The organism is Bacillus sp. AG4(2022) (assembly GCF_031844465.1).
GTDB lineage: Bacteria > Bacillota > Bacilli > Bacillales > Cytobacillaceae > Bacillus_AB > Bacillus_AB infantis.
On sequence record NZ_JAUZVH010000003.1, the window covers coordinates 290,705 to 315,472 of the forward strand.

At 45.3% G+C, this 24,768-nt stretch carries 27 protein-coding genes; 2 read left to right on the top strand and 25 right to left on the bottom strand.

Annotation, left to right across the window (positions count from 1 at the left end; all coding sequences use genetic code 11):
• Positions 1 to 200 precede the first annotated feature (200 nt).
• Complete coding sequence (locus Q9R36_RS10335; RefSeq protein ID WP_311225061.1) at positions 201 to 602, top strand: DUF4362 domain-containing protein; 402 nt, start codon at positions 201 to 203, stop codon at positions 600 to 602.
• Positions 603 to 684: 82 nt separating this feature from the next.
• Here the strand turns inward: Q9R36_RS10335 and Q9R36_RS10340 are convergent, their stop codons facing one another.
• The 6 genes from Q9R36_RS10340 to modA form a co-directional block, all read right to left on the bottom strand.
• Positions 685 to 1,410, bottom strand: a complete 726-nt coding sequence (locus tag Q9R36_RS10340) for an ABC transporter permease (protein WP_009792305.1) — start codon at positions 1,408 to 1,410, stop codon at positions 685 to 687.
• Positions 1,394 to 2,263 carry an ABC transporter ATP-binding protein gene (locus tag Q9R36_RS10345; RefSeq protein ID WP_311225062.1) on the bottom strand — a complete coding sequence of 290 codons (870 nt, stop codon included), beginning with the start codon at positions 2,261 to 2,263 and terminating at the stop codon, positions 1,394 to 1,396. Before Q9R36_RS10345 ends, Q9R36_RS10340 begins: the two co-directional genes overlap by 17 nt.
• A 30-nt stretch (positions 2,264 to 2,293) precedes the next feature.
• Positions 2,294 to 2,644, bottom strand: coding sequence for a hypothetical protein (locus tag Q9R36_RS10350; protein ID WP_009792307.1), 351 nt, complete (start codon positions 2,642 to 2,644; stop codon positions 2,294 to 2,296).
• Complete coding sequence (locus tag Q9R36_RS10355) at positions 2,634 to 2,873, bottom strand: helix-turn-helix transcriptional regulator (RefSeq protein ID WP_022543327.1); 240 nt, start codon at positions 2,871 to 2,873, stop codon at positions 2,634 to 2,636. Before Q9R36_RS10355 ends, Q9R36_RS10350 begins: the two co-directional genes overlap by 11 nt.
• Before the next feature lie 246 nt (positions 2,874 to 3,119).
• On the bottom strand, positions 3,120 to 3,689 hold the full coding sequence (locus tag Q9R36_RS10360; RefSeq protein ID WP_311225063.1) for a YdhK family protein: 570 nt from the start codon (positions 3,687 to 3,689) through the stop codon (positions 3,120 to 3,122).
• A 159-nt stretch (positions 3,690 to 3,848) separates the two neighbouring features.
• Positions 3,849 to 4,646 carry a molybdate ABC transporter substrate-binding protein gene (modA, locus tag Q9R36_RS10365; protein ID WP_311225064.1) on the bottom strand — a complete coding sequence of 266 codons (798 nt, stop codon included), beginning with the start codon at positions 4,644 to 4,646 and terminating at the stop codon, positions 3,849 to 3,851.
• Positions 4,647 to 4,837: 191 nt separating this feature from the next.
• Here modA and Q9R36_RS10370 point away from each other — a divergent pair, with 191 nt between their 5' ends.
• Positions 4,838 to 5,212 (top strand): DUF3995 domain-containing protein, encoded by a 375-nt coding sequence (locus tag Q9R36_RS10370; protein WP_311225065.1) that lies wholly within the window; start codon positions 4,838 to 4,840, stop codon positions 5,210 to 5,212.
• On the opposite strand, the gene Q9R36_RS10375 is transcribed toward Q9R36_RS10370, so the two are convergent.
• The 19 genes from Q9R36_RS10375 to Q9R36_RS10465 all read right to left on the bottom strand — a co-directional run bounded on the left by Q9R36_RS10375 (position 5,196) and on the right by Q9R36_RS10465 (position 24,512).
• A complete protein-coding gene (locus Q9R36_RS10375; protein ID WP_224950886.1) occupies positions 5,196 to 5,621 on the bottom strand; it encodes a hypothetical protein in 426 nt (141 codons plus the stop codon). The two genes, Q9R36_RS10370 and Q9R36_RS10375, sit on opposite strands and share 17 nt — an antisense overlap.
• A gap of 5 nt (positions 5,622 to 5,626) precedes the next feature.
• Entirely contained in the window at positions 5,627 to 6,097 is a 471-nt protein-coding gene (locus Q9R36_RS10380; RefSeq protein WP_224950884.1) for a hypothetical protein, read from the bottom strand.
• Between the two features lie 582 nt (positions 6,098 to 6,679).
• The gene (locus Q9R36_RS10385; RefSeq protein ID WP_311225066.1) at positions 6,680 to 7,504 is read right to left on the bottom strand and encodes a class I SAM-dependent methyltransferase; all 825 of its coding nucleotides are present in this window, start codon (positions 7,502 to 7,504) and stop codon (positions 6,680 to 6,682) included.
• Between the two features lie 83 nt (positions 7,505 to 7,587).
• Positions 7,588 to 8,382 carry an SDR family NAD(P)-dependent oxidoreductase gene (locus Q9R36_RS10390; RefSeq protein WP_253616215.1) on the bottom strand — a complete coding sequence of 265 codons (795 nt, stop codon included), beginning with the start codon at positions 8,380 to 8,382 and terminating at the stop codon, positions 7,588 to 7,590.
• Between the two features lie 43 nt (positions 8,383 to 8,425).
• The gene (locus Q9R36_RS10395; RefSeq protein ID WP_311225067.1) at positions 8,426 to 9,439 is read right to left on the bottom strand and encodes a helix-turn-helix transcriptional regulator; all 1,014 of its coding nucleotides are present in this window, start codon (positions 9,437 to 9,439) and stop codon (positions 8,426 to 8,428) included.
• Between the two features lie 212 nt (positions 9,440 to 9,651).
• Complete coding sequence (locus Q9R36_RS10400; RefSeq protein WP_311225068.1) at positions 9,652 to 10,758, bottom strand: glycosyltransferase family 2 protein; 1,107 nt, start codon at positions 10,756 to 10,758, stop codon at positions 9,652 to 9,654.
• 56 nt (positions 10,759 to 10,814) lie between these two features.
• Positions 10,815 to 12,341, bottom strand: a complete 1,527-nt coding sequence (locus Q9R36_RS10405; RefSeq protein ID WP_148950578.1) for a phytoene desaturase family protein — start codon at positions 12,339 to 12,341, stop codon at positions 10,815 to 10,817.
• Positions 12,342 to 12,373: 32 nt separating this feature from the next.
• Positions 12,374 to 12,850 (bottom strand): glycosyl-4,4'-diaponeurosporenoate acyltransferase CrtO family protein, encoded by a 477-nt coding sequence (locus Q9R36_RS10410; RefSeq protein ID WP_129613619.1) that lies wholly within the window; start codon positions 12,848 to 12,850, stop codon positions 12,374 to 12,376.
• A gap of 31 nt (positions 12,851 to 12,881) precedes the next feature.
• Complete coding sequence (locus tag Q9R36_RS10415) at positions 12,882 to 14,279, bottom strand: aldehyde dehydrogenase family protein (protein ID WP_311225069.1); 1,398 nt, start codon at positions 14,277 to 14,279, stop codon at positions 12,882 to 12,884.
• On the bottom strand, positions 14,272 to 15,768 hold the full coding sequence (locus Q9R36_RS10420; protein ID WP_009792321.1) for a phytoene desaturase family protein: 1,497 nt from the start codon (positions 15,766 to 15,768) through the stop codon (positions 14,272 to 14,274). The genes Q9R36_RS10415 and Q9R36_RS10420 overlap by 8 nt, the downstream gene beginning before the upstream one ends.
• Positions 15,758 to 16,654: a phytoene/squalene synthase family protein gene (locus Q9R36_RS10425; protein WP_311225070.1), complete on the bottom strand. Its 897-nt coding sequence runs from the start codon at positions 16,652 to 16,654 to the stop codon at positions 15,758 to 15,760. The genes Q9R36_RS10420 and Q9R36_RS10425 overlap by 11 nt, the downstream gene beginning before the upstream one ends.
• A 166-nt stretch (positions 16,655 to 16,820) precedes the next feature.
• Complete coding sequence (locus Q9R36_RS10430; protein WP_022543320.1) at positions 16,821 to 17,708, bottom strand: alpha/beta hydrolase; 888 nt, start codon at positions 17,706 to 17,708, stop codon at positions 16,821 to 16,823.
• Positions 17,709 to 17,976: 268 nt separating this feature from the next.
• Positions 17,977 to 18,318, bottom strand: coding sequence for a DUF3147 family protein (locus Q9R36_RS10435; RefSeq protein ID WP_311225071.1), 342 nt, complete (start codon positions 18,316 to 18,318; stop codon positions 17,977 to 17,979).
• Entirely contained in the window at positions 18,319 to 18,717 is a 399-nt protein-coding gene (locus Q9R36_RS10440; protein WP_101551918.1) for a MarR family winged helix-turn-helix transcriptional regulator, read from the bottom strand.
• A 101-nt stretch (positions 18,718 to 18,818) separates the two neighbouring features.
• Positions 18,819 to 20,186, bottom strand: a complete 1,368-nt coding sequence (locus Q9R36_RS10445) for an aspartate kinase (protein ID WP_311225072.1) — start codon at positions 20,184 to 20,186, stop codon at positions 18,819 to 18,821.
• An 886-nt stretch (positions 20,187 to 21,072) separates the two neighbouring features.
• Complete coding sequence (locus tag Q9R36_RS10450) at positions 21,073 to 21,678, bottom strand: response regulator transcription factor (RefSeq protein ID WP_224950867.1); 606 nt, start codon at positions 21,676 to 21,678, stop codon at positions 21,073 to 21,075.
• A gap of 15 nt (positions 21,679 to 21,693) precedes the next feature.
• The gene (locus Q9R36_RS10455; protein ID WP_224950865.1) at positions 21,694 to 22,815 is read right to left on the bottom strand and encodes a sensor histidine kinase; all 1,122 of its coding nucleotides are present in this window, start codon (positions 22,813 to 22,815) and stop codon (positions 21,694 to 21,696) included.
• Positions 22,816 to 23,556, bottom strand: a complete 741-nt coding sequence (locus Q9R36_RS10460) for an ABC transporter permease (RefSeq protein ID WP_009792330.1) — start codon at positions 23,554 to 23,556, stop codon at positions 22,816 to 22,818.
• The gene (locus Q9R36_RS10465) at positions 23,553 to 24,512 is read right to left on the bottom strand and encodes an ABC transporter ATP-binding protein (protein ID WP_311225073.1); all 960 of its coding nucleotides are present in this window, start codon (positions 24,510 to 24,512) and stop codon (positions 23,553 to 23,555) included. Before Q9R36_RS10465 ends, Q9R36_RS10460 begins: the two co-directional genes overlap by 4 nt.
• Between the last annotated feature and the right edge of the window lie 256 nt (positions 24,513 to 24,768).

The window sequence follows — 24,768 nt, forward strand, 5'->3', positions numbered from 1 at the left end:
ATATAATATACGGTTCACCCGGTGAAGAGTTTCAAATTTTTCCCTTTTTTATGAATCTGTCACTTATGAAAGAAGACCAGCTGCATGGCTCTGTCAGCTGGCCCTTCAAGAAATTATATAGAAAAGCCGGATCGCTTTTTCAACAACAAATCCTCTGATACGCAATAATTGAAGATATCGTACTGTTAGGGAGTGATTAAATGAGGAAATTATTTATGAGCTTTTTATTGCTATTTTTTCTTTCAGGCTGTGGCGAATATTCTCCTTCTAAGCATGATGTAGTTAATATACATGGAAGCATTGTGAATATTAGTTTACTTGAAAAATTCATAGCAGATGTTTCTTTGAATAAGGACAGTGAAGTCCGGGTAGTAAATTACACAGACGAAGGCGATCCGATTATTCATGACTTAAACTATTCCAATGGTCAATTAACATCGATAAAGGATACAAGAGAAGATGAATTTGGGGATCAATTAGTAAAAGAAGATGTGTGTGAAAGCATAAAGAAATTAGACAAAAATAAACAAACGATTTATCAGTTAGAAGGATGTAAAGACAAGGAAGACGTCATACATGTGACCTACATTATTAATGATTAGCAGCTACACTCTATGGAGCCAGGGGGACAGGTCCCCTGGCCCAATTTCATAAAAAAGAGCCAAGGGGCCTGTCCCCTTGGCTCTAAATTTCGATTCTTTCACTTTTTTTAAGTACAGCCATAAACAAAACGGCCAGTGTAAGGCACCCAATTGAATATTGCAGAGGGGAGAGCGGATTTGATCCGACCATGATAGGATAGAAGTACCCGGGAAAGTTCTCAATGATTTTTGAAAGAAACCCGTTATGGGTCATTCCTTGGATACTGGCCAGGGCATTGGGGAAAAACAACAGTATGGCTGTTAAAATTCCATATACCGCACCACTGCGAAAGTTATATAAGAATAGCAGATAGCCAATTAAAAAATAGGTCACAACGAGGAGAAAGACATTCACTGAGAAGCCAGCCAGGAAAGAGAGTTCTAAGTCACCGGACACACCCATCATTTTTGCCGCTTGAAACAGCACTATTCCTATCACTGCATAAAGGAAACTTACCGAAATGGCGATAATACCATTAGCGAAAACATAGTTTCTTCTATTCTTCACTGAGTTATTAATCAGAGAAATTGTTCTGGCCGAGTAGTCTCTATTGATAAAGTAAAGCGGCATTAAGACTGCCGCGAGCATACCAAGCATACAGTAAAAATTTGAAACATGTTTGATGTTGAACGGAGTGCCCCCCTTAAGAATCACGAAACCCATAATCAATGCAGGTACACACGCCCCCAGCAAACCAGCAGCCAGATAGCCATTTTTAAGCAGCTCTTTCAGGTTATAAGCCACATATCTTTTAATACTGATGGTCATGATTTTCACCTCTGAATTTGTTCATATACACACTGCGCAGGGTTTTCTTCTCCGCAGTAAAATCAGTCAGCCGGATGCCCAGGCGATTTAGCATGTGAAAAATCTCAGCGTTTTCCGCAGCTGTTTCAAACTGAATATCTTTGTCGCCCGAATAGATTACCCTGCCGAAATGCTGTTCCGAAGTGAATTCGGCTAAATCATCTGGGTTATCAAAGACTAGCCTGATCATACGCTGCTCTTCCTGTAAAAAGTTCTGCTCAGCAGCAATTGCGCCATCCTCTATGAATAAAACCCGGTCACAGACCGCTTCAATATCCTCAAGCTTGTGGCTGGAAATCAAAATACCGACATTCCGCTCATCAGCCATTTTTCTCAGTTCCTGCAAAACCTCAAAAGAAGTTTCCACATCCATGCCGTTAGTAGGTTCATCTAAAACAATATAGCTTGGATTATTAAGCAGGCTTATGACGATTCCCAGCTTCTGCCGCATTCCAAGCGAGTATTCTTTTACCTTTTTATTCAGCACCTCGAATAAGTGCAGGTTTCTCAAAAGCTCCTCATAATCAGATAGCTTAAAAGTATTTCCGTAAATCCCCGAAAAATAGGTTAAGTGAAACAGTCCCGTTTTATTGCTGAATAGCTTTGGTTCTTCTATTAAGTATCCTACCTGATGATTGTCAGCAACTGATCCCTTATAGGTTTGAACAGTTTGCGTAATAATCCTCATCAGCGTACTTTTTCCAGCGCCATTTCTCCCCACCAGACCAACGATTTCTCCTGGATGCAACTCTAAAGAAAGATCGTGTAAGACTGTAGAACTTCCGTATTGCTTAGTCAGATTATTTATCAGCATCGTTTAACCCTCCATCCTAAGCTGGATTCCTTACGTGAAATCCTTTTTATATTGAGCTGCCAAATAAATGCCGCAAGCCAGAATTGCCAAAGCATATTTAAATAAGAAAAATATATTCCACATATAGTCCCTCGGAAAAATCGTGTCACATATAATAATGGCCATCAGCATAAAGTAACTGCTTTTCAAAAAGATCTTATTTGTCCGTTCATCATCCTGCCCAATCTTCTTGTAAAAAATGTAAGCAAACATAGCACTGCCTATAAGCAGTAAAAAACCGATTCCCACAAGGATATTCCAATTCCCGGAGGATTGTTCTGCCCATGTCTTCAAAGGGTAAAAAAGAGCGTTAGGGATATCTGATATAGACTTAATTTCCATTAGAATCATTTCCTTTCTCATAAGTGAAAATATCGTTTACATCAACCTTAAAAAATTCAGCAATACGAAAAGCCAGCAGCAGCGTGGGAACATAATTGCCTTTTTCCATTACGAAGATGGTTTGTTTAGAGACCCCGACTTGCTCAGCCAATTCTTGCTGAGACATCCTGGCAAGTACCCGGTATTCATAAACCTTATTTGATATGGAGTCACCAAAATCTTTCTTCATGACCATCACCTCTTGAATAAAATATAAACTATTCATATATAAAAGTAAAGTAAACTTATACTTTATTTAATTTAATTTTAATTTAAGTATTAAATACTTTTAGAATGCCAAGGGGTCTGGTCCCCTGGCCCAATCTCAAAAAAAGCCAAGGGGTCTGGCCCCTTGGCCCAGTCTCAAAAAAGAGCCAAGGGGTCTGGCCCCCTGGCCCAATCTCAAAAAAAGCCAAGGGGTCTGTCCCCTTGGCTTCTATTTCGCTGAAATCTCGTCTCCTGTGACCCACTGGTGATTTTTCACTTTTTCTCCACCTGTTGTCGGCGTGAAATCAACCATATAAACAGTCGTACTTTCTGCTGAATCAATTACAGCTTTAGCACCCTTCATACCTTCCATATGCTCCACATCCAAAGTGACTTCATCTCCCGCTTTATATGGAGAATCTCCAGCATCTTTTATATCCTCTTGGATGATCCACTTATGATTTTCCACCTTCTCCCCACCAGTTGTTGGCGTATAAGAAACGGCATATACTGTTGTGTCATAGGCACCGGAAACTTCTGCTTCAGCACCTTCCATTCCATCCATATGGCTGGTTTCTAAAATAACTGTGCTTCCGACTGGATATGTGGGATTATCTGCTTCTTTTAGCCCTTCAGGCACTTCCCCGGAACTAGAATGGTTCATTTCCGAATGCTCTGAATGATCCGTCTGCCCCTCTTCAGCTTCATTATTGTGATTCTCTGTGCTTGAATCATTTCCGCAGCCGCTTAGGCCAATAACTGCAGCAAGGCTAAGAACACTAATTAGTTTTTTCTTCATTCTAATTCACTCCTCAATATCAGTTGTTATATATTATACCCCCATACGGTATAAAATAAATATAAGAATTATGAATTATTTTTGAACTGCATTGTCCTGTTTGTCATATAAAAAAAGCCGCCTGAACTGGCAGCTGAATACAAAATACCTATTCACAATTCATCTCAAACCCTTAAACCCATGCTTTTCAAAAATCTTGATTGACGTTTCATTTTGCAGATAATCGTAAAATAAATGGGCTTCTTCAGGATGGGCACTATCCTTAATCACACCAACAGGATAAATGATAGGAGCATGGGCATCCTCTTCCGCAGTTGCTGCAATCTTTACCTTTTGCGAAACCATGGCATCTGTTTTATAAACTATGCCTGCATCAACATTGTTTGTTTCTACATATGTAAGGACCTGCCTGACATCCTTCGCATAAACAACTTGGCCTTCGATAGATTTCCATACATTTAAATATTCCAGTGTATCTTTGGCATATTGTCCTGCTGGCACAGCCTCCGGGGTGCCAATTGAGATTTTATCAGCATTAGCGAGGTCTTCAAATAATTGAATGTTTTTATTAGAATTCTTTGGCACGACCAGCACAAGGTCATTTCCGACCAGATCTAATCCGTCGGCACTATCAATTACCCCATCCTCTACCAGTTTATCGAATTTATCTTCTGCCGCTGAGAAAAAAAGATCAACCGGTGCTCCTTGGGATATTTGCTGCTGGAGTGCCCCTGAACCCCCAAAGTTAAAGTTGACTGTCACATTAGGATGTTCTTTTTCAAAAGAGGCTTTAATATCATCTAGAGCATCTTGAAGGCTTGCCGCCGCAGAAACTGTCAATTCCTCTTTCTTCTCCCTGCCGCCCTCTTGTCCATCCTCAGCTTCATTACCCGAACACCCTGCCATCACTCCAAAAAGCAGCAGGACATAAAACAAAATAACAAATTGCTTTTTCATATATTTCTTCCTTTCCGACTAAACAAAACTATTCATACATAATCATAACTATTTATGGCCGGAAAGGCCAAGGGGACAGGTCCCTCGGCCCAAAAGAGCCAAGGGACCTGTCCCCTTGGTTCTTCCTTGGAAAAATTTGTGCTGAATTGAGAAATAAATAAGTATAATTATGATGCAGAAGAGGTGGTCTTTTGGTAAACGCAATAATAAGTATAACGTCTCTTATATTAATCAGTATGGGTATATTACACGTTTTTTGGGCATTTGGGAGTAAGTGGGGAGTAAATTTGGTGCTTCCAACTAAGGATGATGGTCAATTGCCAGTTTTACAGCCAAGAATGGCAGGCACACTTTTTATCGGGCTGCTTTGCTTTTTTGCATCTGTACTTTTATTAGTTCAAGCAGATCTGCTCACCATCATCAAATCCTCCACTCTTTCAAAATGGCTTTGTATAGCTGGTGGAACTGTGTTCCTGCTTCGCGCTATTGAAAAAGGCCAGGGGGACAGACCCCTTGGCTCAAAAACGCCACGGGACCTGTCCCCTTGGTTCAAGAATATACTTTGACATAAAAAACAAATTCATAAAGCTTTCGCTGGAGGAGCTGTTCACCAGCCGTATTAATATCCATAACAAAAGTGTATGTTCCGGGAGACAGGTTTGGAAGCAAGTAACTGGCTGAAGGGCTTATTATTGTACTTTTTGAGGTAAGATCCCTTTTAAAAACCTCATTAGAAAAAACGGCTTCTGTTCCCATGCCTCCTATACCAGTCCCGCCTAAGTCAAGAATAGCTTCATACGTATAATAATTTGCTGTAGCGTTAGAAATAAACTCCATTCTAAAAGATCCTGTAAGTTCTAAAGTTGTATTTTTTGTAAGAGTTATAGCAGGCAAAAGGGGGATTGTAATAATTTCCCGCTCTCCTCCAGGTAAAGTTATATTTGCATTACGGAAAATTTGGCTTCTTATATCCATTAAAGTTACAGGTCCCTGTGGCCCTTGGTTTCCTTGTAGTCCTTGAACTCCTTGTGTGCCTTGGTCTCCCTGCGGTCCTTGAACCCCTTGTGTACCTTGATCTCCCTGCGGTCCCTGAACTCCTTGTGCGCCTTGATCCCCTTGCGGTCCTTGAACCCCTTGTGTGCCTTGGTCTCCTTGTGGTCCTTGAACCCCTTGCTGGCCCTGATCTCCCTGCGGTCCTTGAACCCCTTGTAGGCCCTCATCTCCTTGTGGTCCTTGAACCCCTTGCTGGCCCTGATCTCCCTGCGGTCCTTGAACCCCTTGTGTACCTTGATCTCCTTGCGGTCCTTGATTTCCTTGTGTGCCTTGGGCTCCTTGCGGTCCTTGAATTCCTTGTGTGCCTTGAGCTCCTTGCGGCCCCGATGCTCCTTGGGGACCTTGCTGGCCTGTTTCAGATCCCAAAAGCTCTGAAGAAACAAGGCGGTGAATGTCAATTAATTCCCCGGCATTATTTTTCCCCCAAACTGAGATTTCCGTGTCCTCTTCCCCTGGGCCGTTTGCAGTGAATATAAATTCAAATGCGTTAAGGTTGGCATAGTAATCCTTAGTAATCACCTGGTTTGGCGATAAAGAAAACAATTCCAGAACGTATATACTTCTGGCCCCATCTAATCTGTATCCCTGGACTTCTACTGTTGCTGGATTAACAGTATTCCTGTTCACAAATCGGATTGTCAGTTTCTGCGTGGCCCGGATACCGTTCACAAGATTATTTTCTATAGGGCCAGTTGATAATATCCGCACTGTACAAACCACCCCTTTTGCTGTATCGTCCTATTCCTGATTTCCGCTTCTAAATACTTGTTGTTATCATATGCAGAATTTTAGAGGTGGACTGGACAAAGAGAGGCAGTTCACCTAATTTCCCTATACAAAAAAGAAACCCGGGAAACATTCCTGCGCTTCTTTAATAAACATTTTTTCACCCAATCAGAATTAGCAATTGCTTACAGAGGCCGCAGGGACAGCTCCGCCGTCCCCGCCTCAAAAAGAGCCAAGGGACCTGTCCCCCTGGCTCATCTTGCACAAAGTATAAAACTATCAAGTGACTTTTCATTAATATTGCTGTGATTCATCAGTTCATAATAGCTGTTCACTAAAGTCTGGATCATTTCAGGTGCTTTTGAGAATTCAGGCCGGATACTGTTCGCATAATCTTTTTCCCATTTGGCATCCTGCAGATAAGACGCATCTACAGTCAATTGTCCCTCAACTGTAAATCCTGCCTCCTTCAGCAGCTCCTGGATACGAGATTTATGAAACAAGTTCTGGATGTTCCCCTCGTTGTCTACAAAATTAGAATATAAAGCGAGAATGGAAGCAGCACAAAAATGGGCACGCTGGTCCATTCTTGTAAAATCCAGGTCCCACTCTGCAAAACAGATCCTTTTTGCCAGCTGTCGCAGCCTTGTAAAAGTGCGGAGCAAGTCCTCCGGATGCTTAAAGTACCAGGAGCAATGAGACAGAACTGCTACATCAAAAGGAGCCTCCCCTGTAAAGTCTTCAAGATCGGCTTCAAAGTGAAAAGATACCCGGCTCCCTAAGGAGGATTTCTTAATTCTTTCTGCAGCTTCCCCCAAAGTGAACGGCGCCCCATATTCCGGACTGGCTACATCCATCGCCACCACAAATCCGTCATTCCCTACTGCATCTGCAAGAGCCGCCGTTGTATCTCCTTGCCCGCATCCTACCTCAAGCACACGCATGCCTTCCTTGATCTCAAAGACCGCCGCCAGATCCAAGCGGTGCTGCAGCTGGATCTGCTGTACAGTATCCTCTTCAAAGAGTTTATATTTCTTGATAAAGGCTTGAGTCATTTCATTGATCTCGAATTTTATCATGCATCTGCCTCCTAGAGGCCAAGGGGACAGACCCCCCGGCCCAATTTCAAAAAAGAGCCACGGGGTCTGTCCCCTTGGTTCTTCTAATAAATAGTTGGCACCATTCCTCCGTCCATACGGATAGGGGACCCTTTAAACGCATTTGCATAGGGACTGCAAACAAATGCAGCCAGTCGTCCTATTTCTATTGGTCTGATAAATCGCTGTAACTCGGATTGAGGTAAGTTTAAATTCATAAATTTTTTCTCTTTTTCCGGGAAACTCATATCCTCATCCGGGTAAATCCCATCAATTATTTGATGCACATTTTCAGAGAGTGTCGGTCCTGGCATAATGGTATTGACTGTGACTTCCGTACCTTTTGTTAATTTAGATAAGCTTTTAGACAATGATAATACCATTGATTTTGTCATACAATATTGCGGCATCTGTCCTGAAGGCATAACTGCCTCCTCGCTTGCAATAAAGATAACACGGCCAAAGCCATTATTCAGCATTTGTGGTAAATAAAATTTAGATAATCCATTTGCGGCAAGAACATTTGTCCGGAAGTACTTCTCCCAAACCTCGTCGTCTACGTCTTCATATTCCATGATTTCGTAAATACCCATATTGTTAACTAAAATATCAATATTGGGGTGCTTTCTAAACAAGGCTTCTCTTTGATTGCGATCCACTATGTCTGCCGTTGCATTCCCGGGAGCCGTATTCGGGAAATCCAACTTCATTTCATTCACAATTCGCTCTACCTCTTCGCCGTTTCGTCCATTAATCAGTACATTCACACCTTCTTTGGCAAGTTCAATAGCAATTGCTCTCCCAATGCCTCGGGTGGAACCTGTAACTAAAGCTGTTTTATTTTTTAGACCCATGTCCATAAAATTTTCCCCCTGCTCGTAATATCGCAATAAAAAGACAAGGTTAATGTATTGAGTTTGCCTCCATATGTTCATTACGCCAATTTGAAGGAGTATCTCCTTCCCAGAGGCGAAAGGCTCGGAAAAATGCATTTTGATCTTCGTAGCCAACCAGGAATGCCACTTCTTTAATATCTATAGAAGGGTTTGATAAATATTTTCGCGCCTGGCTATGCCGAACTTCTGCGAGCAGATGATTGAACCCTGTACCTTCTTCCGTTAGCCGGCGTTGTAAGGTGCGATCACTCATTCCCAGTTCGCCCGCGACTGTATGAATGTTGGGGCGCCCATCTGCTAAGCTGCGTTCAATGATCCACTTAACCACTTCGGTGTTTGAGCGGCTGCGCTGCTGTTCGTTCAATGATTGATCCAATACAGGGGTCAAAGCTTCCAGCAATTCTAAGTTATACGAGATAAAAGGGAGGCCCAGGTCTTTTTGGTGCAGAGTTAAACGGTTTCTATCTGCTCCAATTCGGATACTGCAGCCGAAATAAGCTTCAAGCGCGTTTACATTGCCCATTGGGTGCGAAAATTCAACGAATCTCGCAATCAAAGGTTTACCTGTGCCTCTTCTCCCTAACTCTATAAGAAATGATAATGTAATGCCTGCCAGCAATGGAGGACCAGATTCACCGGTATGCTGCCATTCCAGATCAATATGGCAATACTCGCCTTCCGTAGTGACAAGTAAGCTTTCGGGAGGACAGAGCTGTTTATATCTGACCATCCGGTTTAGTGCATCGAGATAATCACGCGCATGGTAAGCCGCTAAAACCGCCGGTGGATAATGCGCCGTTTCAAAAACTGTTGTAAGTTTAATGATTCCTTCCGCAATGTCGTCAACCAGGTCTGAATATGCCTGCCAGATTGCAAAATACTGAGCAGCAGTAACAACTGGTTCATTCAAGATAGTGAGGGGCACTCGTGCTTTTCGAACCACGTCTTGTGCCGAGATCCCTAATTGCTGTAACCCAGTCCAAAATCCTGCTGGCATCTTAATCCGGGTAAGAGAAGTCATAATCGTCCCTCCTTTGGCCATCTGCACACTTGCAAATTTAATTACCGTTTCAGCTTGTTTAACAGAACAGATATTATATTATCATCCCTAACCTGCCCTGTGACTAGCCAATGGCGACATTCCACTTGCAAACTGCGTCAAATTTAAAAGACCACAGGAACAGGCACTCGGCCCTGTTCCAAAAAAAGAGCCATGGGCTCTGTCCCCCTGGCTCAAACCTTAATGTTACGCCCCTTCCACTTCACTGAGTGGAATATGTTGACGCGGATGAAGGAGTATAGATAGATTCCTGCGAAGAACACGAACAATACCGGGTAAAAGGGGAAGATCGCCCATCTGAAGTTGCCGACTCTGCGGGCAAACCATGCTGTTTGAATACTGTAGAGTATATACAGTGCTGCACTGAATATCATGGCTGCAGGATTCCATTCAGTTATCGAAGAGATCAATGCTCCGGCAGCGATGAAACTGCCGGCGATCCAGAAGATGACCATCAGCATGACGGCGGGATGAGTGGATTTGCTGCCGACGGCAAAGCTTTTGCACCAGCCTTCGATAAGGCTGCCCAATCCTTCCGGATACATGCGCAAGGAAATAATCCCTTTGCCGCCGAGGCAGCGGACCGGGAGATCATGCTCCAGAAATGCCTCACCCAGTGCCAGGTCATCCATGATGGCTCCCTCGATTTTTTTATGACCTCCGCTCAAAAAGTAATCGTCCCGATTGCAAAGAATGCACGGACCGAAAGAGCCGGCAGTTTTAAACCGTGATCCCCAGATCGTAAATAGATTCATCCCAGCCACAACAATGATGTTAAATACAACGGAGAGGTGTTCATACAAGCGCTCAACGGTATGAAAGGGCTGTAATGCCACAATGCCCCTGGCTCCCTTGCCCTGATAGAAATGGAGCAGATTTCTCAGCCCGTCCACGCTGGTGAATTTTGTATCTGCGTCTAAAAATAATAGCCAATTTCCTTTGGCCTGTTCCGCACCCTGCCAGCAGGCTGATGATTTACCCGAGCCTGTATTCTTCAAAACCCTGGCACCATAGCTTTCCGCAACAGCCCTGGTATTGTCAGAGGAATCGTCATCAATGACCAGAATTTCAAAGTGCCTGAATCGCTGCTCCTGCAATGACAGCAGTAGCGGTGATATCCTGGCTTCTTCATTCCTGGCTGGGATAATGATGGACAGAAACGGGATATCCTCCTTAAGCCTGGAGGAGAAAACAGGGACCGGCAAAGACCAGAACATAATCATGCCAACGATAAATGCCAGAAATCCAATAGCAAGATTAATTGCTTCTGCAGCTGCCATGCCTGCCTCCTTTCCCTGTGTGCCGGCACACAGCTTTTATTTTCTCCGGCCTGCCTCTATTTTGCTGAGTAATCATATAGATTGCCTGTATCGTCCTGTATCAGTTCCTGTGCGGTGATCCTGGCGGAAAGCAGCACGATCGGGACACCGGCGCCGGGATGTGTGCTGCTTCCTGTAAAGTACAGATTTTCACAAGTGCTGGCCTTGCTTTGCGGACGATAGTGGTTGCTTTGCTTCAAAATAGGCTGTAAGCCGAACGTGGCACCATTATAGGCATTGAATTTCGACTCAAAGTCTTGTGGTGTTGTATACGTTTCGGTGACAATCTCATTTTCAATATTTTCAAAGCCGCGGATTTTCTTCAATTCACTCAAGATATAGCCCCGGTAATATGAAATGGTTTCCTCGTTCCATTCATAGTCTGCTGTAGATTTGTCGGATACGGGCATCAGGATATACAATCCATCCTTCCCCTCGGGTGCAAGGGAGGGATCCATTTTTGAAGCGATGTATACATAAAAGGAGGCATTGTCCAATTTCTTTCCGGAAAAAATGTCCTCCAGATTCTTATTAAGATTTTCGTTGAAAATAAAATTATGTACATGGTCGATTTCTTCATATTTGCGGTCCATGCCGAGATATAACAGAAAACATGAGCAGGAGTATTTCATGCTGTCGATTTTTTTGTCGGTATATTTCCCTTTGGCTGCCTTGTCTTTCACCAGATGCTTCATCGCATGCGGGAAGTCGGCATTGCAGACAACATAATCTGAGGAAACCTTTTGGCCATCCACGATGATTCCATCTGCCTCTCCATTTTGAATGGATATTTCCTGCACATCGCTGCCATAGTGAATGGTTCCCCCCAGTTCCCCGAAGAGCCTCTCCATGGCCAGGGCCATCGTATACATACCGCCTTTAATAAACCATACTCCATACAAAAATTGAATCATGGGGATCATGGTATAAAAAGAAGGGCTTTTAAGAGGGGAAATGCCTATGTACAATGTCTGAAAACTGATCAGCTGTTTCAGCCGTTCATTTTTGATATATTTGCCTATGAACGTATCGGCCGTGTCATATGGTTTCAGTTTCAAGGCTTTCTTCAGCATTGGGAGGTTATAAAAATCAGACCTTTTGCGGAACGGCCTTTGAAGAATGTGATGCTTCGCGATGACAAAGCGCTTGTAAATTTCCTGCAGATACTGAAAAAAGCCTGCCGTGTCTTCTTCGCTGATTGATTCAATTGTCTTTGTCAATTTGGTAAGATCTGATGAGATATCAAAAGGCTTGTCGGGAATATCACTAAAATAAGCCCGGTAAATCGGGTCCAGCTTTTCCATTGGAATATAATCATCCGGATCGCGGCCGCACAATTCGAATATTTCCTGATATAATTCCGGCATCATGACGATGCTTGGCCCCAAATCAAATTTGTAGCCATCCAGTTCAATCCGGTTCATTTTGCCGCCGGGTGTCTCTCCTTTTTCATATATCTCCACCTGGTATCCTGCATGCTGCAGCCTTATGCTAGTGGCAAGCCCGGCTACACCCGCACCAATGACAATAACTTTCTTACTCATCTAAATCCCTCATTTCCAAACAATATTCCGCTTCATCTTTTAGAAGCAATGCTAGTCATGCGCCCCCGATTGTAGCGTTGAACCACGATAATGGGAAGATTGAAACCAAGTGCATACAGAATCATTGCCCAGCCCGCCCCTGCCGGATTCCACAAGAAGAACAGCGGGGCAGGCACGATGGAAAGCCAGTGCGTCAATTCCGCGCGCTTTGTTTCCGCCGCAAAGATAGTCAAGTCCCTCGGTCCGATGCCATGCAGCTCCTTTTTACTGTATCCTTTTTTGAGAAAAATCGTGCCATCTATCAGATAGCCTTTCCATTTTTTCACCCGGAATAAACGCTGCCACAACTCACCTGACTTTTCCCAGGAGAAAATCCGGAACCAGAAAGTGTCTTTTAGAAACCAGGATAAAGGCAGCTTCAGGCAAATGGCCGAAATGGATAGATGAAAGAAAGCCCATGCAAGTACATCAATGACCATGATCCAATGAAACGGGAGTGAAGCAATCATGATAAAACTCCTTATTATGATGAGGCTTCTATTAGAGCAGCCATTTTCTTAACTTTTTCAAAGCTTTCATATTTGTATCAGAATATGGCGGGAATTTACCTTGAAAATGGATGTAATGATGTGTTCTGTATTCTGTTTTTTCATAACTGAAAGCCAGAAAACCCGCTTTGCCGTGATAAGCTCCGTATCCGCTTGTCCCTACTCCGCCAAATGCGATATGCGGACTTGCGGCATGGTGGATGACTTGATTGACGCTGATGGTTGATGACCGCATATGTTCCTTGAACAGCTGGATGTTGTCCTTGTTCTTGCTGAAAATATATCCTGTAAGTGCATCACGCTGAATCCTGCCGCTGGATAATAATGTTCTCATGTCTTTATAAGGAATGACCGGAAGGACAGGGCCGAATATTTCTTCCTGCAGGATCGGACTTCCCGGTTCTATATCCGTCAGCACGGTCGGGGCAATGAACCGGTCGGAGCGATCATAGGACCCTCCATGCCGGACATCACCCTGTCCGATAAACTTAATCACTTTCTGAAAATGATCATCGGTGCAGATCCGTCCATAATCACTGCTTTCCCTGGGCTGCTCGCCATAGAAAGCAGAAACCGCTGCAGAAATTTCATTCAGCGTTTTTTCATAAATGGACTCATGGACAAAAAGGGTGTCAGGCGCAATGCAGGTTTGTCCCGCATTCAGGAACTTACCCCAGACGATTTCCTTGACGGCCTCTTTTGAAAACCCTGTTTCATCGATGATGCACGGATTTTTCCCGCCAAGTTCGAGTATCACTGGAGTGAGCTGCCTGGCTGCCTGCTCTGCCACAGCCTTCCCTGTCTGGCCGCTGCCTGTAAAGAAAATCAGGTCAAATGGGGCTGCAGTCAACTGGCTCGCGGTCTGTGCATCTCCCGTCACAACAAGCAGCTGTTCGGGAGGAAATGCATCATTGATGATCTTTTTCAGCAGTTCAGCTGTGGCCGGTGCATGTTCAGATGGCTTGATCACGCAGCGGTTCCCCGCGGCTATTGCGCCTATGGCAGGCATCAGGGAAAGCTGGAGCGGATAATTCCACGAACCGATAATGAGTACACTCCCATAGGGATGCCGCTTCCTTTTAATCGATTCTATATATCCCATTTTAAGATAGCGGGACCGGGATTGCCGGTTCCATTTTGCTATATGCTTGCATATATGATCGATCTCATTTAATAAAACGGCAATTTCAGAGGAAAAGGATTCGAATGCCGGTTTCCCCAAATCTGCATGAAGGGCTCTGGTAAATGCCTCTTCATGGTCCACAATCATGGTTTTCAGCTTTGAAAGCTGTTTTTTGCGCGCTTCAAGAGAGGGGCTCCCCGCCGAAAACAGATCCTCCCTCTGCCTCTCCGGCAATGATTTCAGAGAATGGCTGTCATTGTCAGGCATGGGAAGAATCCCGCTGAACAATTTTCTTGCCTACAAGCTGGCCGCTTAAAGTGACCATAGGCATACCCCCGCCCGGGTTCACGGTTCCGCCGACAAAATATAGATTACTATAGCGTTCACTTTGTTTCGGGTGCTTGAATCCTTTATTTTTCTTGCGGTCTGAGACTGTTCCATAGATGGCACCACGGTCAGAGCCATACATCCGTCTGATATCCTCCGGTGTCCATACATCCTTTGTGACAATATTTTCCCGCAGCCCTTGCAGTCCCATTCTTTCCAGTTTGATAAGGACCTTCTCAGCGAATTGTTCATAGTCCTGCTGCGTAAAAGGCTTCTGATCCCGGATATAGGGAATATGGGGCAGCACTTTAATATTTTCATGTCCGTCAGGTGCCTGCGAAGGATCTGTTTTATTGACGTTGACTAAATAAATGACAGGGTCTTCCGGCAGTTCATGCTTATGAAAGATCGATTGCATTTGCTGCTTCATGTTTTCTGCAAAAAAGAAATTATGATGGCGCAGCTGCGGATAGCTCTTTTTTACGCCCAAATGCATTACAAGGCCGGAACTGGCGGGCTCGAATTTCTTTTTTAATTTTTTCACATAAGAGCTGTCTTCCTCCAGCAATCGTTCATATACCGGTATGACTTCCATATTGGAAACAAAATAATCTGCTGTCAGCACGGTTCCGTCTTCCATAACGGCTCCTGTAATTTCGCCGTTCTTTTTTTCAAGCTTGACGATCTTCCTGCCGAGGTGGAACTTCACACCCACTTCTTCAGCCAGCTTCACCAGGCCGCCTGCCAGATTGTGCAGTCCGCCGGGTACATACCAGACCCCCTGGTCATGCTGCATATAGATCATCATATTCAAAACCGCCGGTGCATCATAAGGGGACGAACCTACGTACTTGATAAAATAGGAAAGCATATCGCGGAATTGTTCATTGCTGATCCGCTTATCAATGGCTCCATGAACAGTAGAAAATAAATCAAAGTTCCTCAAAGCAGTGAACAGACCCGTATGCTTCATGATTTCTCTCGTTGTATCAACGCCATGCTGAAAGTAGGTTTTATCTGTCAGATCATAAATCCGTTTTGAATAATCGAGCAGATTTTGATATTCCTGCATGTCCTTTTCACTCAGGGACGCGTTCTTCTCTTGCATTTCCTTCAGATCTTCATACAAATCTATGACATTTCCATCAGGAAAAAAGGAGCGCCATTGATGGTCCAGCTTTTCAATCGGGACATAGTCCTTCATGGATTTCCCGCTGGCAGCAAACAATTTTTCAAAAATCTGCGGCATCGTCAGGATGGATGGGCCAAGATCAAATCCAAAGCCATCCTGATCGAGCCGGTTCAGCTTTCCTCCGATATGGTCATTTTTCTCATATAAGGAGACATCGTATCCGGCCTGGGCAAGTGAAATGGCAGCTGACAGCCCTCCGAGCCCGCCTCCGATGACTAGTACGGTTTTATTTTTCAACTGTTAATGCATCTCCTTCCCGCAAATCAAAGACTCTTTTCACTGCAGCATTGATTTGGGCCATTTTCTCTTTTGTGACATAGTTCCGTTTGGTCAGACATTGATATCCATTGTTCCGTACAGCGTCAAGTATGCCCCTGTAAACGTGAGCAGACAAATAGACCGGTATCCGGCTGTCCTCATCCAGCAGCTCTATATTGAGCAAGAAGTTGTTATATAATGATTCAGCACGTGCAGCAAGCTTCTCCCATAAGCTGATGAAATTTTCATTGATGATGCCTTTATGTAAATCTTCCTGTGAATATTGAAAATGGCTTAATTCTTCTCCGGGCAAATAGATGCGGTTTTTCTCATGGTAATCTTCGCCAATATCACGCAGGATATTGGTAATCTGCATGGCTACGCCAAGGTTTACCACGGTTGAATGCAGATCCGCCGAAGGTTTTGAAGCGATGACAGGCAAAAGCATTAAACCAACAGACCCGGCTACATAGTAGCTGTATCTTTCCAGTTCATTCATTGTGTTCGGGGCGGTAAAGGATAAATCCATGGACTGCCCGTCCAGCTGGTCATAAAATGGGCTGATATCCATTTCGTATGTATTGAACACTTGTCTGAGCGCGCGCCATAACGGCTTATCCAATTCAGCATGATCATTAAACAGATCAAGTTCCTTTTTTAGCTGCCTCAGCAGCTGAACCTTTTTCTTAAATGAATGTTTCCCATCTGCACACTCATCTGCGGTCCGGCAAAAAGCATAGATGGCATAAACAGCATTTGCTTTTTCACGCGGGAGCTGTGAAAAAGCATAGTAAAAGCTTTTGGAATGTTTTTTTATGATTCTTTCACAATAATCAAAGTCCGCTTGCCTTTGCTCTGTGTCCATATTCATCTCCTTTGGATCTATTAACAGATCATTGAAATATGACAGTCCATCAATTGTCTTTTTATCTGCTGCCGCGGAGGTCTGCAGCCTTAAAAATATTTTATACCCTTGTTTCCACCTGCAAAAACTTGGATGTGCTGAAAAGACACATTATACAAGTGGTGCCTCAATTCCCATACGATTCAGCCGCAGCTTTGATTGCAGATGCAACCATCCTCCAGGCCTCTTCGGCACTTTCTTTTGGGCCATTATGGGTGAAAGCATGCTTACAGTCCCTGAACAGCTCCTCTTGAACATTCACCCCGGCTGCTTTTAATTTCTCAGCATAATATTCGGCTTCCGGCCTGAATGCATCGTATTCCGCTATCAGGATAAGAGCGGAAGCTAAGCCCTCACTCACTTCTGCTCGGACAGGGGAAGCGTGGGGATGCTCCGCCTGTTCTTTGCCAGGTACATAGCACATATTTAAAAAATGGGCCGCTTGCGGATATCTGGCGCGCCACTTGTCCGGTTCCGGCTTATCAGCATGCGGGGTGGCAAAATCCAGCATCGGGCAGGACAGCACCTGGAGCAGCGGCTGACTGTCCCCTTTCTCCTCCAAATAGAGACAGAGGGCTGCTGCTATATTTGCCCCTGAGCTTTGTCCGCCAACCATGATTTTCTCCTCATCGATATTTAACTCACCGGCGTTTCTCTTTAACCATTGAATTACTTCATAGCCCTGTTCAATCGGTTTTGGAAAAGGGTATTCCGGTGCTTTTGCATAATCCACATTTATAACAACACATTTTGCCTGATTGGCCAGGTAGCGGCAATAAGGATCATCCATCTCTTTTTCATTCATGATGAATGCTCCCCCATGGAAATTGATATAGACAGGAAAGCTTTCCTGCTCTGATTCCAGCGGATAATATAAGGAAATGCCGGCAGGCTGAACAGAAGTTTCAACTATCACATCTTTTTTCATTTTTACAGGCTGCCTGGTAATCAAAGGGTTCTTTTTTGCTTGATTAGGAAGGAGGCGCAGCATTTTTGCAACCATAAGAGTGAACATAATAGTAACCTCACTTTTTAACATTTTAGCTGGAATGAAACGCATTTATACCTGATTGCTACAGCGATGGATTGTTTTTCATTCCGCGTGTTTCTCTGGATCTCTTTTTTCATTTTTCTTCATTCCCGTTTTCGTATCCAGGTAATAGTCATGCTGCGAAACATTTTCAAGGATGTGTTACTTTTCTATAAAACTATTCCACAAAAAGAAGCGTGACCCTGCCCTTTGGAGTTACGCCTGTTATTTGTATGATAGACGGGACACTTTTTCATCTAATAAATGATTGCATGAAATAATTTTGAATGAGCAGGAAAATTCCCCATGCTGCGATTCCCATTATAATTGCCATAGGCAGCTGGATTGCATGTTTGAAGGCGGTGTAAATGACAAGCAGCATAACGATCGTGGCGGGGAGTCCGGATAGAACACCCAGGGTGAAACGGGTGACATTCTGTGCAGGTTCCCCCTGTACAGACAGCCAGATGATGCTCAGCAGACTGACCAGCGGCAAGGCTGCAACCATGCCTCCATATACCGGAAATCTCCTTGCCAATTCCGTTATGATGCCAATGATTGCTGCAGAGCTAAATATTTTGACGAGCATATACATTTATTTGGATGCCTCGCTCAGCAGCTTAAAGGCGTTGAAAATCTGCTGCCTTTCTTCCGCAGACAATTTTTCGAGTGCCGCCTTCAGTTTTCCCCCGTCCAGTTCTGTATTCTTTTTGAGAACCGTTATTCCTGATTCTGTAAGGTGCAAATACACCTTTCGCTGATCCTTTTCATCCCTCTCTTTATAAAGCCATCCGCCCGCTGTCAGCTTTTTCACATGCTCTGAAGCTGTGTTATGCGAAATAGACAGCAGCGAAGCAATATCGCGGATCATGACGGATTGTCTTTTATCTACCATTTGCAGGATGCGTACGCTTTGGTGGGAAATGGGCTCTTGCTGTTCAGGGTGTAGATGGAAATAAATATCGGTAAAGTATTCATTGATTTGATCAATCATCGTATTCCTCCTACTTTATATCGTTTTTTACGATTATATCGTATATAACGATATAATAACACAGGAAAATACCTGACTGCCATGCAATCAGGTTTCCTAAACTATCTTACAGCTGTCCGGGCCGGTTCAAAAAACTCTTCATAAAGCGCTTTGACAGCCCTACTTTCATCATTTTCTTTTACACCGAACATCATGCTCACTTCTGATGAGCCCTGGTTGATCATCTCTATATTTACCTTCGCTGCTGCCAGCGCCTTTGAAGCCCTGGCCATTGTGCCTACATTATGCCTCATCCCTTCGCCGACAACCATAATGAGGGCAAGATCATGCTCAATGACCACTTCGTCTGCCTCCAGCTCTTCCTTGATCCTTGCCGCTATTTGGTCCTCAGCAGCTTGATCAAATTGGTGCTGCCTGAGAATAATGGAAAGGTCATCGATCCCCGAAGGAGTGTGTTCATAGGACAATCCGAAATCCTCAAGAATCTGCAGGATCCTGCGGCCGAACCCGATTTCCCGGTTCATCAGATATTTGCTCACATAGATGCTGCAGAATCCTTTATCACTGGCAATTCCGATGACCGGCCCATTTGTATTGTCCCTCTCACCGACAATCCTGGTGCCTGGCGCCTCCGGATTATTCGTATTTTTCACATTCACGGTAATGCCGGCCTTGTAGGCAGGTATCAGCGCTTCATCATGGAATACAGAAAATCCTGCGTATGACAGCTCCCGCATTTCCCTGTATGTGAGTTCCCTGATTTCCTTCGGCGAACTTACCGTGTGGGGATTCACCGAATAGACAGCATCCACATCGGTGAAATTTTCATAAAGCTCCGCTTCAATGCCATTTGCCAATATGGATCCGGTAATATCCGAACCGCTCCTTGAAAAAGTAAGCACATCCCCCTGCTTGCTGTAGCCGAAAAAGCCGGGAAAAATAATGATGCCTTTGCGTTCCCGCAATGACTTTAAATTGATGTAGGCTTCAGGAAGCGCCCTTGCATTGCCGGGTTCATCTGTCACATAAAGCCCAGCCTCCCCCGGATTTACATATGATGCTTCAATTCCCCTGGAAGAGAAATATTCCGCTATCAATCTCGCATTCAAATCCTCGCCGCATGCCTTTACTTTTTCAAGGAAATATTCCGGCCGCTCTTTGCCGGAGGCCATTGTATCGAGGAGCCTGCCCCTGACTTCTTCTGCCTTATTATCAAGGCCCAGCTCCGCTGCTATCCGGCTGTACCGTTCAACGATTTTTTCCAGCTTCGGAGGCATCCCCTCTTTCTCAAGGGCATATATCCCGCAGTCAATCAGCATATCTGTCACTTTCTCGTCCTCCGGGAATCGCTTGCCCGGAGCTGATACAACAATGATCTTACGGCTCTCATCGGCTGCTGCAATCTCAAAGACCTTTTCGACTGCTCGGCCGGAAGCAAGAGAAGAACCGCCAAACTTTACAACCTTCATTTTCACATCTCCCATAGCTGCAGTTTCCCTGCTAAAATTTAACTCTTATTATCACGCTTTAAAGCAGAAAAATCAATAGTTTTTCCTTCCAGAAAGCACAAATGTTTTTTACAGGTGTACAAAAGACTGGTTAGTGTTGGGGTTTGAAGTGAATGCAGTTATGTATTGCGCGGATTCCGATGGCGGGATACATGACTTCCTTTTTTTCACACCACTCATGTACTTCAGGACGATCCCGGGATACACGACTCCCTCTTTTCCGAACACTCATGTACTCCAAAACAATTCCGGCATACATGACTTCCTCTTTTTCACACCCCTCATGTACTTCAGAACGATCCCGAGATACACGACTCCCTCTTTTCCGAAGCACTCATGTACTCCAAAACTCTCCCGGCATACATGACTTCCTCTTTTTCACACCACTCATGTACTTCAGGACGATCCCGGGATACACGACTCCCTCTTTTCCGAACACTCATGTACTCCAAAACAATTCCGGCATACATGACTTCCTCTTTTTCACACCACTCATGTACTTCAGGACGATCCCGGGATACATGACTTCCTCTTTTTCACACCACTCGTGTACTCCAAAACGATCCCGGCATACATGACTTCCTTTTTTTCAAACCACTCATGTACTTCAGGACGATCCCGGGATACATGACTTCCTCTTCTCGACACCACTCATGTACTCCAAAACACTCCCGGCATACATGACTTCCTCTTTTTCACACCACTCATGTACTCCAAACCCCAATCCCGCCATATATAACTTGCCCTTCCCTCCGCCAGTCATGTACTTGCCGCCCGAGCAGGTGCCTGCCCAACAAAAAAGCCCCGGCAAAAAGCCAGAGCCTGATTCCCACTTATTCTCTCTTCGCTATTTAATCCAGCCTTTCGCCTTTGCCTGATTGACGGCTTCAAACCGGTTGGCGGCACCTAGCTTGCCGATGATTTCGGACATGTAGTTTCGGACTGTGCCATGTGACAAGTACAGCTGTGAGGCGATCTGGGCCATTGTGTGCCCTGCTGCAGCGGATTCAAGTATCTCGGTTTCCCTTGGTGTGAGCGGGCTTTTTTCCTCCCACATGGCAAGGGAAAGCTCCGGTGAAATCATTCTGTTCCCGGCATGCACCCGGCGGACTGCTTCCGCCAGATCCCTGCTTGGGGTATCCTTCAGCAGATAGCCGCCCACTCCTGCCGCGATCGCCCGCTGAAAATAGCCTGGCCTTGCAAAAGTGGTCAGAATGATCACTTTGCAGGAAGATCCGGCTTCCTTTAGCGCCTCTGCCACCTCCAGCCCGGTCATTAAAGGCATTTCAATATCGACGATCAATACATCAGGCTGGTGCTTTTTGACGAGCTCCAGGGTTTGCCTGCCGTTTTCCCCCTGCGCAGCTACTTCAATATCTTCCTCCAGCTCAAGCAGAGAGGCGAGTGCGCCAAGCAGAAGGCGCTGATCCTCACCCAGTACAATCCTGATCATTTGCCATCTCCCCCTTTAAAATCCTTCCCTGATGACCAGTGGAATGCTCATCATAATATCCGTTCCTTTTCCTGGTGCTGAACTGATTTGGAGGCTCCCTTCTACAAGCTGGAGCCTCTCCTTCATCCCTGCAAGGCCATTTCCCGAATGTTTGGCGATCACTGATAAATCAAACCCGATGCCATTGTCCCTTACAGAAAGATGAATTTTATCATCTGTTTCGGCAGCTGACAGAACGCATCTGGCTGCTCTGCTGTATTTGACCATATTGGTGATAGACTCTCGCAAGCACATAGCCAGGATCCTTTCCTGGAGCGGAGTCAGGCCGGCTGGCACAGGCGGTTTTTCATAAATGAATTCTATGCCGGCAGCCGCACAAAGCGTCTGGGCATGTTCGATTTCCTCTTCAAGCCTGACAAGATTCATATCTGAAACAAGGTCACGCATCTCCTTCAAGGCCATCCGCGCCGTGAGCTGGATGTCCATTGCTTCCTTTTCTGTCCGTACCGGGTCCTTGGATGCCAGCCGGGCTGTCAGCTCGCTTTTCAGTGCGATCAATGAAAGGGTGTGGCCTAGTGTATCATGAAGCTCCCTCGCAATTCTCTGCCTTTCCTCCTGCTGTGCCAGGCGCTCGATCTGCATATTGGCCACCTGCAGCTGCTCTGACATATCCTTATATTTTGCAGAAGCTTTAACAACGAAAGGAAGGATCGTCCCCCCGAACAATGGCGGACTGATGCCGGAGAGCATGAGGGGCTCAAGATAAAGGCCGGACTGGACCAGGACAGCTGCACTGGCTGCACCAAAGCAAGCACACAGGATATAGATCGTTTTCAGCGGCAGCCTGACCAGATGATTGAGCACCAGAAAGATGAGATACAGATACAGAGGATTATAGAAAAAGCTGAATAACAGCGTCATGCCGACCATCAATGCAATGATGAGAGTTTCATATTTTCTGGACCAGTACAGATGCCTGTAAAAAAAGAGGTAGGCCAGCAGCAGGAAAAAGCCCGCTTCCCTCTTAAGCGGGGCTTCTCCGAGCATGAAGTATACAGGCAGTGCAAAGTTGGCCAGATAGATATACGGAGGCCAGCTTTCCGAGGCAGGAAATAACTTTTTCCAGTAAGGATTCACTTATACCGCATCCCGTTTCTTTAGAATATAGCTTGATAGTATCATAAATAAAACCGTGCAGGCGCCAAGATAGAAAATATTTTCCAATGAGATGAGATTGCCTGAAAGCACTTCCCATGCCCCATTTGCATAATGGTAGGATGGCAGCCATTTGCCGATGCTCTGCAGCCACACTGGCAGTGCCTCCAATGGCATCCACAGCCCGCCGGCGATCGCCAGCCCCATCAAGAGGACATTGGAAATCGCAATGGCGGCATCTGCATTCTTCATTGTCCCGACAAGGGCGCCCAGCGCCAGGAACGGAAGGCTTCCGAACAGCAGCCAGATCGTGCAGGCTGCCCACTGCAGGGGAGTCAGATGGAGATCATAAACAATAGCGGCCAGCGGGAACAGCAGCAGGATGATCAGCAGATGGATAAGCATCTGCGAGGCAACCTTGGCGCTGATCCAGGTGAAGTGGGACAAAGGTGTAAGCTGAAGCTGGCGGATCCACCCTTCCTTCCTTTCAAAAGCAAGGCGGATGCCAAACTGGGAAGTCGCCGTCCCTATCAGTGAAAAAGCGGTCATGGACATAAGTGAGTATGCCCCCCATGAAGTGCCCGCTATTTCCTTATCCGCGCCATTCAAGCTGGCGAACAGAAAGTAAAAAACAAATGGCATCAAAAGGGAAAACAGCAGGAAAAATGGGCTTCTGATGATCCGGAGGCTCTCTGCCTTCCATTGGGAAATGAACATATTCATATTTTACGCACCTTCCTTATTTCTGAATGCTGATCCTGTATGTCTGTCAGCTGCCTGAAAGCGGCTTCGAGACTGCCTGAGGATACCTGGACATCCCTGATTTCCCAGCCTGATGTAATGATGTTCCGCAATAGCTCATCCGTTTCCCTCGCATATAGAGAATAAGCATTTCCGCTTTTCTCCGCCCTCTCGACGCCCGGCAGTCCATTCAGGAGATTCAGGTCCAGCTCCTGGGAGGAACGGAACGAAACTGTTCTTGATGATACCCTTGCCTTAAGTGCCTGCGGAGTCCCGGAAGCGACGAGCCTTCCTTCTGCCATCACACAGATCTGGTCAGAAACAGCATCCGCCTCCTCCAGGTAGTGGGTGGTCAGAAGAATGGTCTTCCCATCATTTGCAAGAGCGCTGATCACTTCCCAAAAGCGGAATCTTGATTCCACATCCATCCCGACAGTCGGTTCATCCAGAATAATAAGGCTCGGATTTCCGGCAAGTGCCTGTGCGAATGCAAGCCTTCTCCGCTGGCCCCCTGAAAGCGCAGTGGCCTTCCTTTTTTCTTCCTTATGCAGTCCCGAAAGATCCAGCAGCCTTTCATACGATAAGGGATTTTTATAATAGCTGCGAAAAAGCTGGAGGATTTCGCCTGTACGCAAGCCGTCTGCAGGCTTTGTTTCCTGGAGCAGGGCCCCCGTCATTTCCCTGAGCTCCTTGCTCTTCGGCTCCCGCCCGAATATTTCAATCCTGCCAGAGGAAGGCTTGAGCATATTCAGCATCAGCCCCACCGCGGAAGTCTTGCCGGCTCCATTCGGACCCAGGAGTGCTGTAACCTCCCCCGCATTGACCTTCAGATTTAATCCATCAAGCGCCCTGAAGGACCCAAAAGCCTTCACCACATTTTCAAAAACAACTGCCTGTTGCATATACTCATCAGCTCCGTCTCCATTAATTAACTTCATTGTAAAACCTTCCAGCCATACTCATTAGTACCTGATGTCATCAAATTCATATGACAAATGTCATTTTCCGTACCTGGTACGCAAAAAAGACACTATTGCCCATTCTGTCCACGGGTGGTGCCTGGCACCTTAAAAAGACACTTTCCCCCTATTTGTCCACGAACGGTGCCTGGCACGCTGGAGCCATTGCAATTTTTTCTATTAATTTCAAAAATTTTCTATATAATAGATGTTGGAAGTAGAGTGCTGCAGGCTT

Excerpts from the sequence above, each read along its gene's own strand:
- Q9R36_RS10445 (WP_311225072.1), bottom strand. The coding sequence starts at position 20,186 with ATGAAGGTTGTAAAGTTTGGCGGTTCTTCTCTTGCTTCCGGCCGAGCA.
- Q9R36_RS10465 (WP_311225073.1), bottom strand. The coding sequence starts at position 24,512 with ATGAAGTTAATTAATGGAGACGGAGCTGATGAGTATATGCAACAGGCA.
- Q9R36_RS10390 (WP_253616215.1), bottom strand. The coding sequence starts at position 8,382 with ATGGACATGGGTCTAAAAAATAAAACAGCTTTAGTTACAGGTTCCACC.
- Q9R36_RS10435 (WP_311225071.1), bottom strand. The coding sequence starts at position 18,318 with ATGTATATGCTCGTCAAAATATTTAGCTCTGCAGCAATCATTGGCATC.
- Q9R36_RS10415 (WP_311225069.1), bottom strand. The coding sequence starts at position 14,279 with ATGCCTGACAATGACAGCCATTCTCTGAAATCATTGCCGGAGAGGCAG.
- Q9R36_RS10355 (WP_022543327.1), bottom strand. The coding sequence starts at position 2,873 with ATGAAGAAAGATTTTGGTGACTCCATATCAAATAAGGTTTATGAATAC.
- Q9R36_RS10345 (WP_311225062.1), bottom strand. The coding sequence starts at position 2,263 with ATGCTGATAAATAATCTGACTAAGCAATACGGAAGTTCTACAGTCTTA.
- Q9R36_RS10335 (WP_311225061.1), top strand. The coding sequence starts at position 201 with ATGAGGAAATTATTTATGAGCTTTTTATTGCTATTTTTTCTTTCAGGC.
- Q9R36_RS10375 (WP_224950886.1), bottom strand. The coding sequence starts at position 5,621 with ATGGATATAAGAAGCCAAATTTTCCGTAATGCAAATATAACTTTACCT.
- Q9R36_RS10410 (WP_129613619.1), bottom strand. The coding sequence starts at position 12,850 with ATGATTGCTTCACTCCCGTTTCATTGGATCATGGTCATTGATGTACTT.
- Q9R36_RS10350 (WP_009792307.1), bottom strand. The coding sequence starts at position 2,644 with ATGGAAATTAAGTCTATATCAGATATCCCTAACGCTCTTTTTTACCCT.
- Q9R36_RS10405 (WP_148950578.1), bottom strand. The coding sequence starts at position 12,341 with ATGAGTAAGAAAGTTATTGTCATTGGTGCGGGTGTAGCCGGGCTTGCC.
- Q9R36_RS10460 (WP_009792330.1), bottom strand. The coding sequence starts at position 23,556 with ATGAATATGTTCATTTCCCAATGGAAGGCAGAGAGCCTCCGGATCATC.
- Q9R36_RS10430 (WP_022543320.1), bottom strand. The coding sequence starts at position 17,708 with ATGTTCACTCTTATGGTTGCAAAAATGCTGCGCCTCCTTCCTAATCAA.
- Q9R36_RS10450 (WP_224950867.1), bottom strand. The coding sequence starts at position 21,678 with ATGATCAGGATTGTACTGGGTGAGGATCAGCGCCTTCTGCTTGGCGCA.
- modA (WP_311225064.1), bottom strand. The coding sequence starts at position 4,646 with ATGAAAAAGCAATTTGTTATTTTGTTTTATGTCCTGCTGCTTTTTGGA.
- Q9R36_RS10340 (WP_009792305.1), bottom strand. The coding sequence starts at position 1,410 with ATGACCATCAGTATTAAAAGATATGTGGCTTATAACCTGAAAGAGCTG.
- Q9R36_RS10360 (WP_311225063.1), bottom strand. The coding sequence starts at position 3,689 with ATGAAGAAAAAACTAATTAGTGTTCTTAGCCTTGCTGCAGTTATTGGC.
- Q9R36_RS10395 (WP_311225067.1), bottom strand. The coding sequence starts at position 9,439 with ATGACTTCTCTTACCCGGATTAAGATGCCAGCAGGATTTTGGACTGGG.
- Q9R36_RS10425 (WP_311225070.1), bottom strand. The coding sequence starts at position 16,654 with ATGGACACAGAGCAAAGGCAAGCGGACTTTGATTATTGTGAAAGAATC.
- Q9R36_RS10440 (WP_101551918.1), bottom strand. The coding sequence starts at position 18,717 with ATGATTGATCAAATCAATGAATACTTTACCGATATTTATTTCCATCTA.
- Q9R36_RS10385 (WP_311225066.1), bottom strand. The coding sequence starts at position 7,504 with ATGATAAAATTCGAGATCAATGAAATGACTCAAGCCTTTATCAAGAAA.
- Q9R36_RS10400 (WP_311225068.1), bottom strand. The coding sequence starts at position 10,758 with ATGGCAGCTGCAGAAGCAATTAATCTTGCTATTGGATTTCTGGCATTT.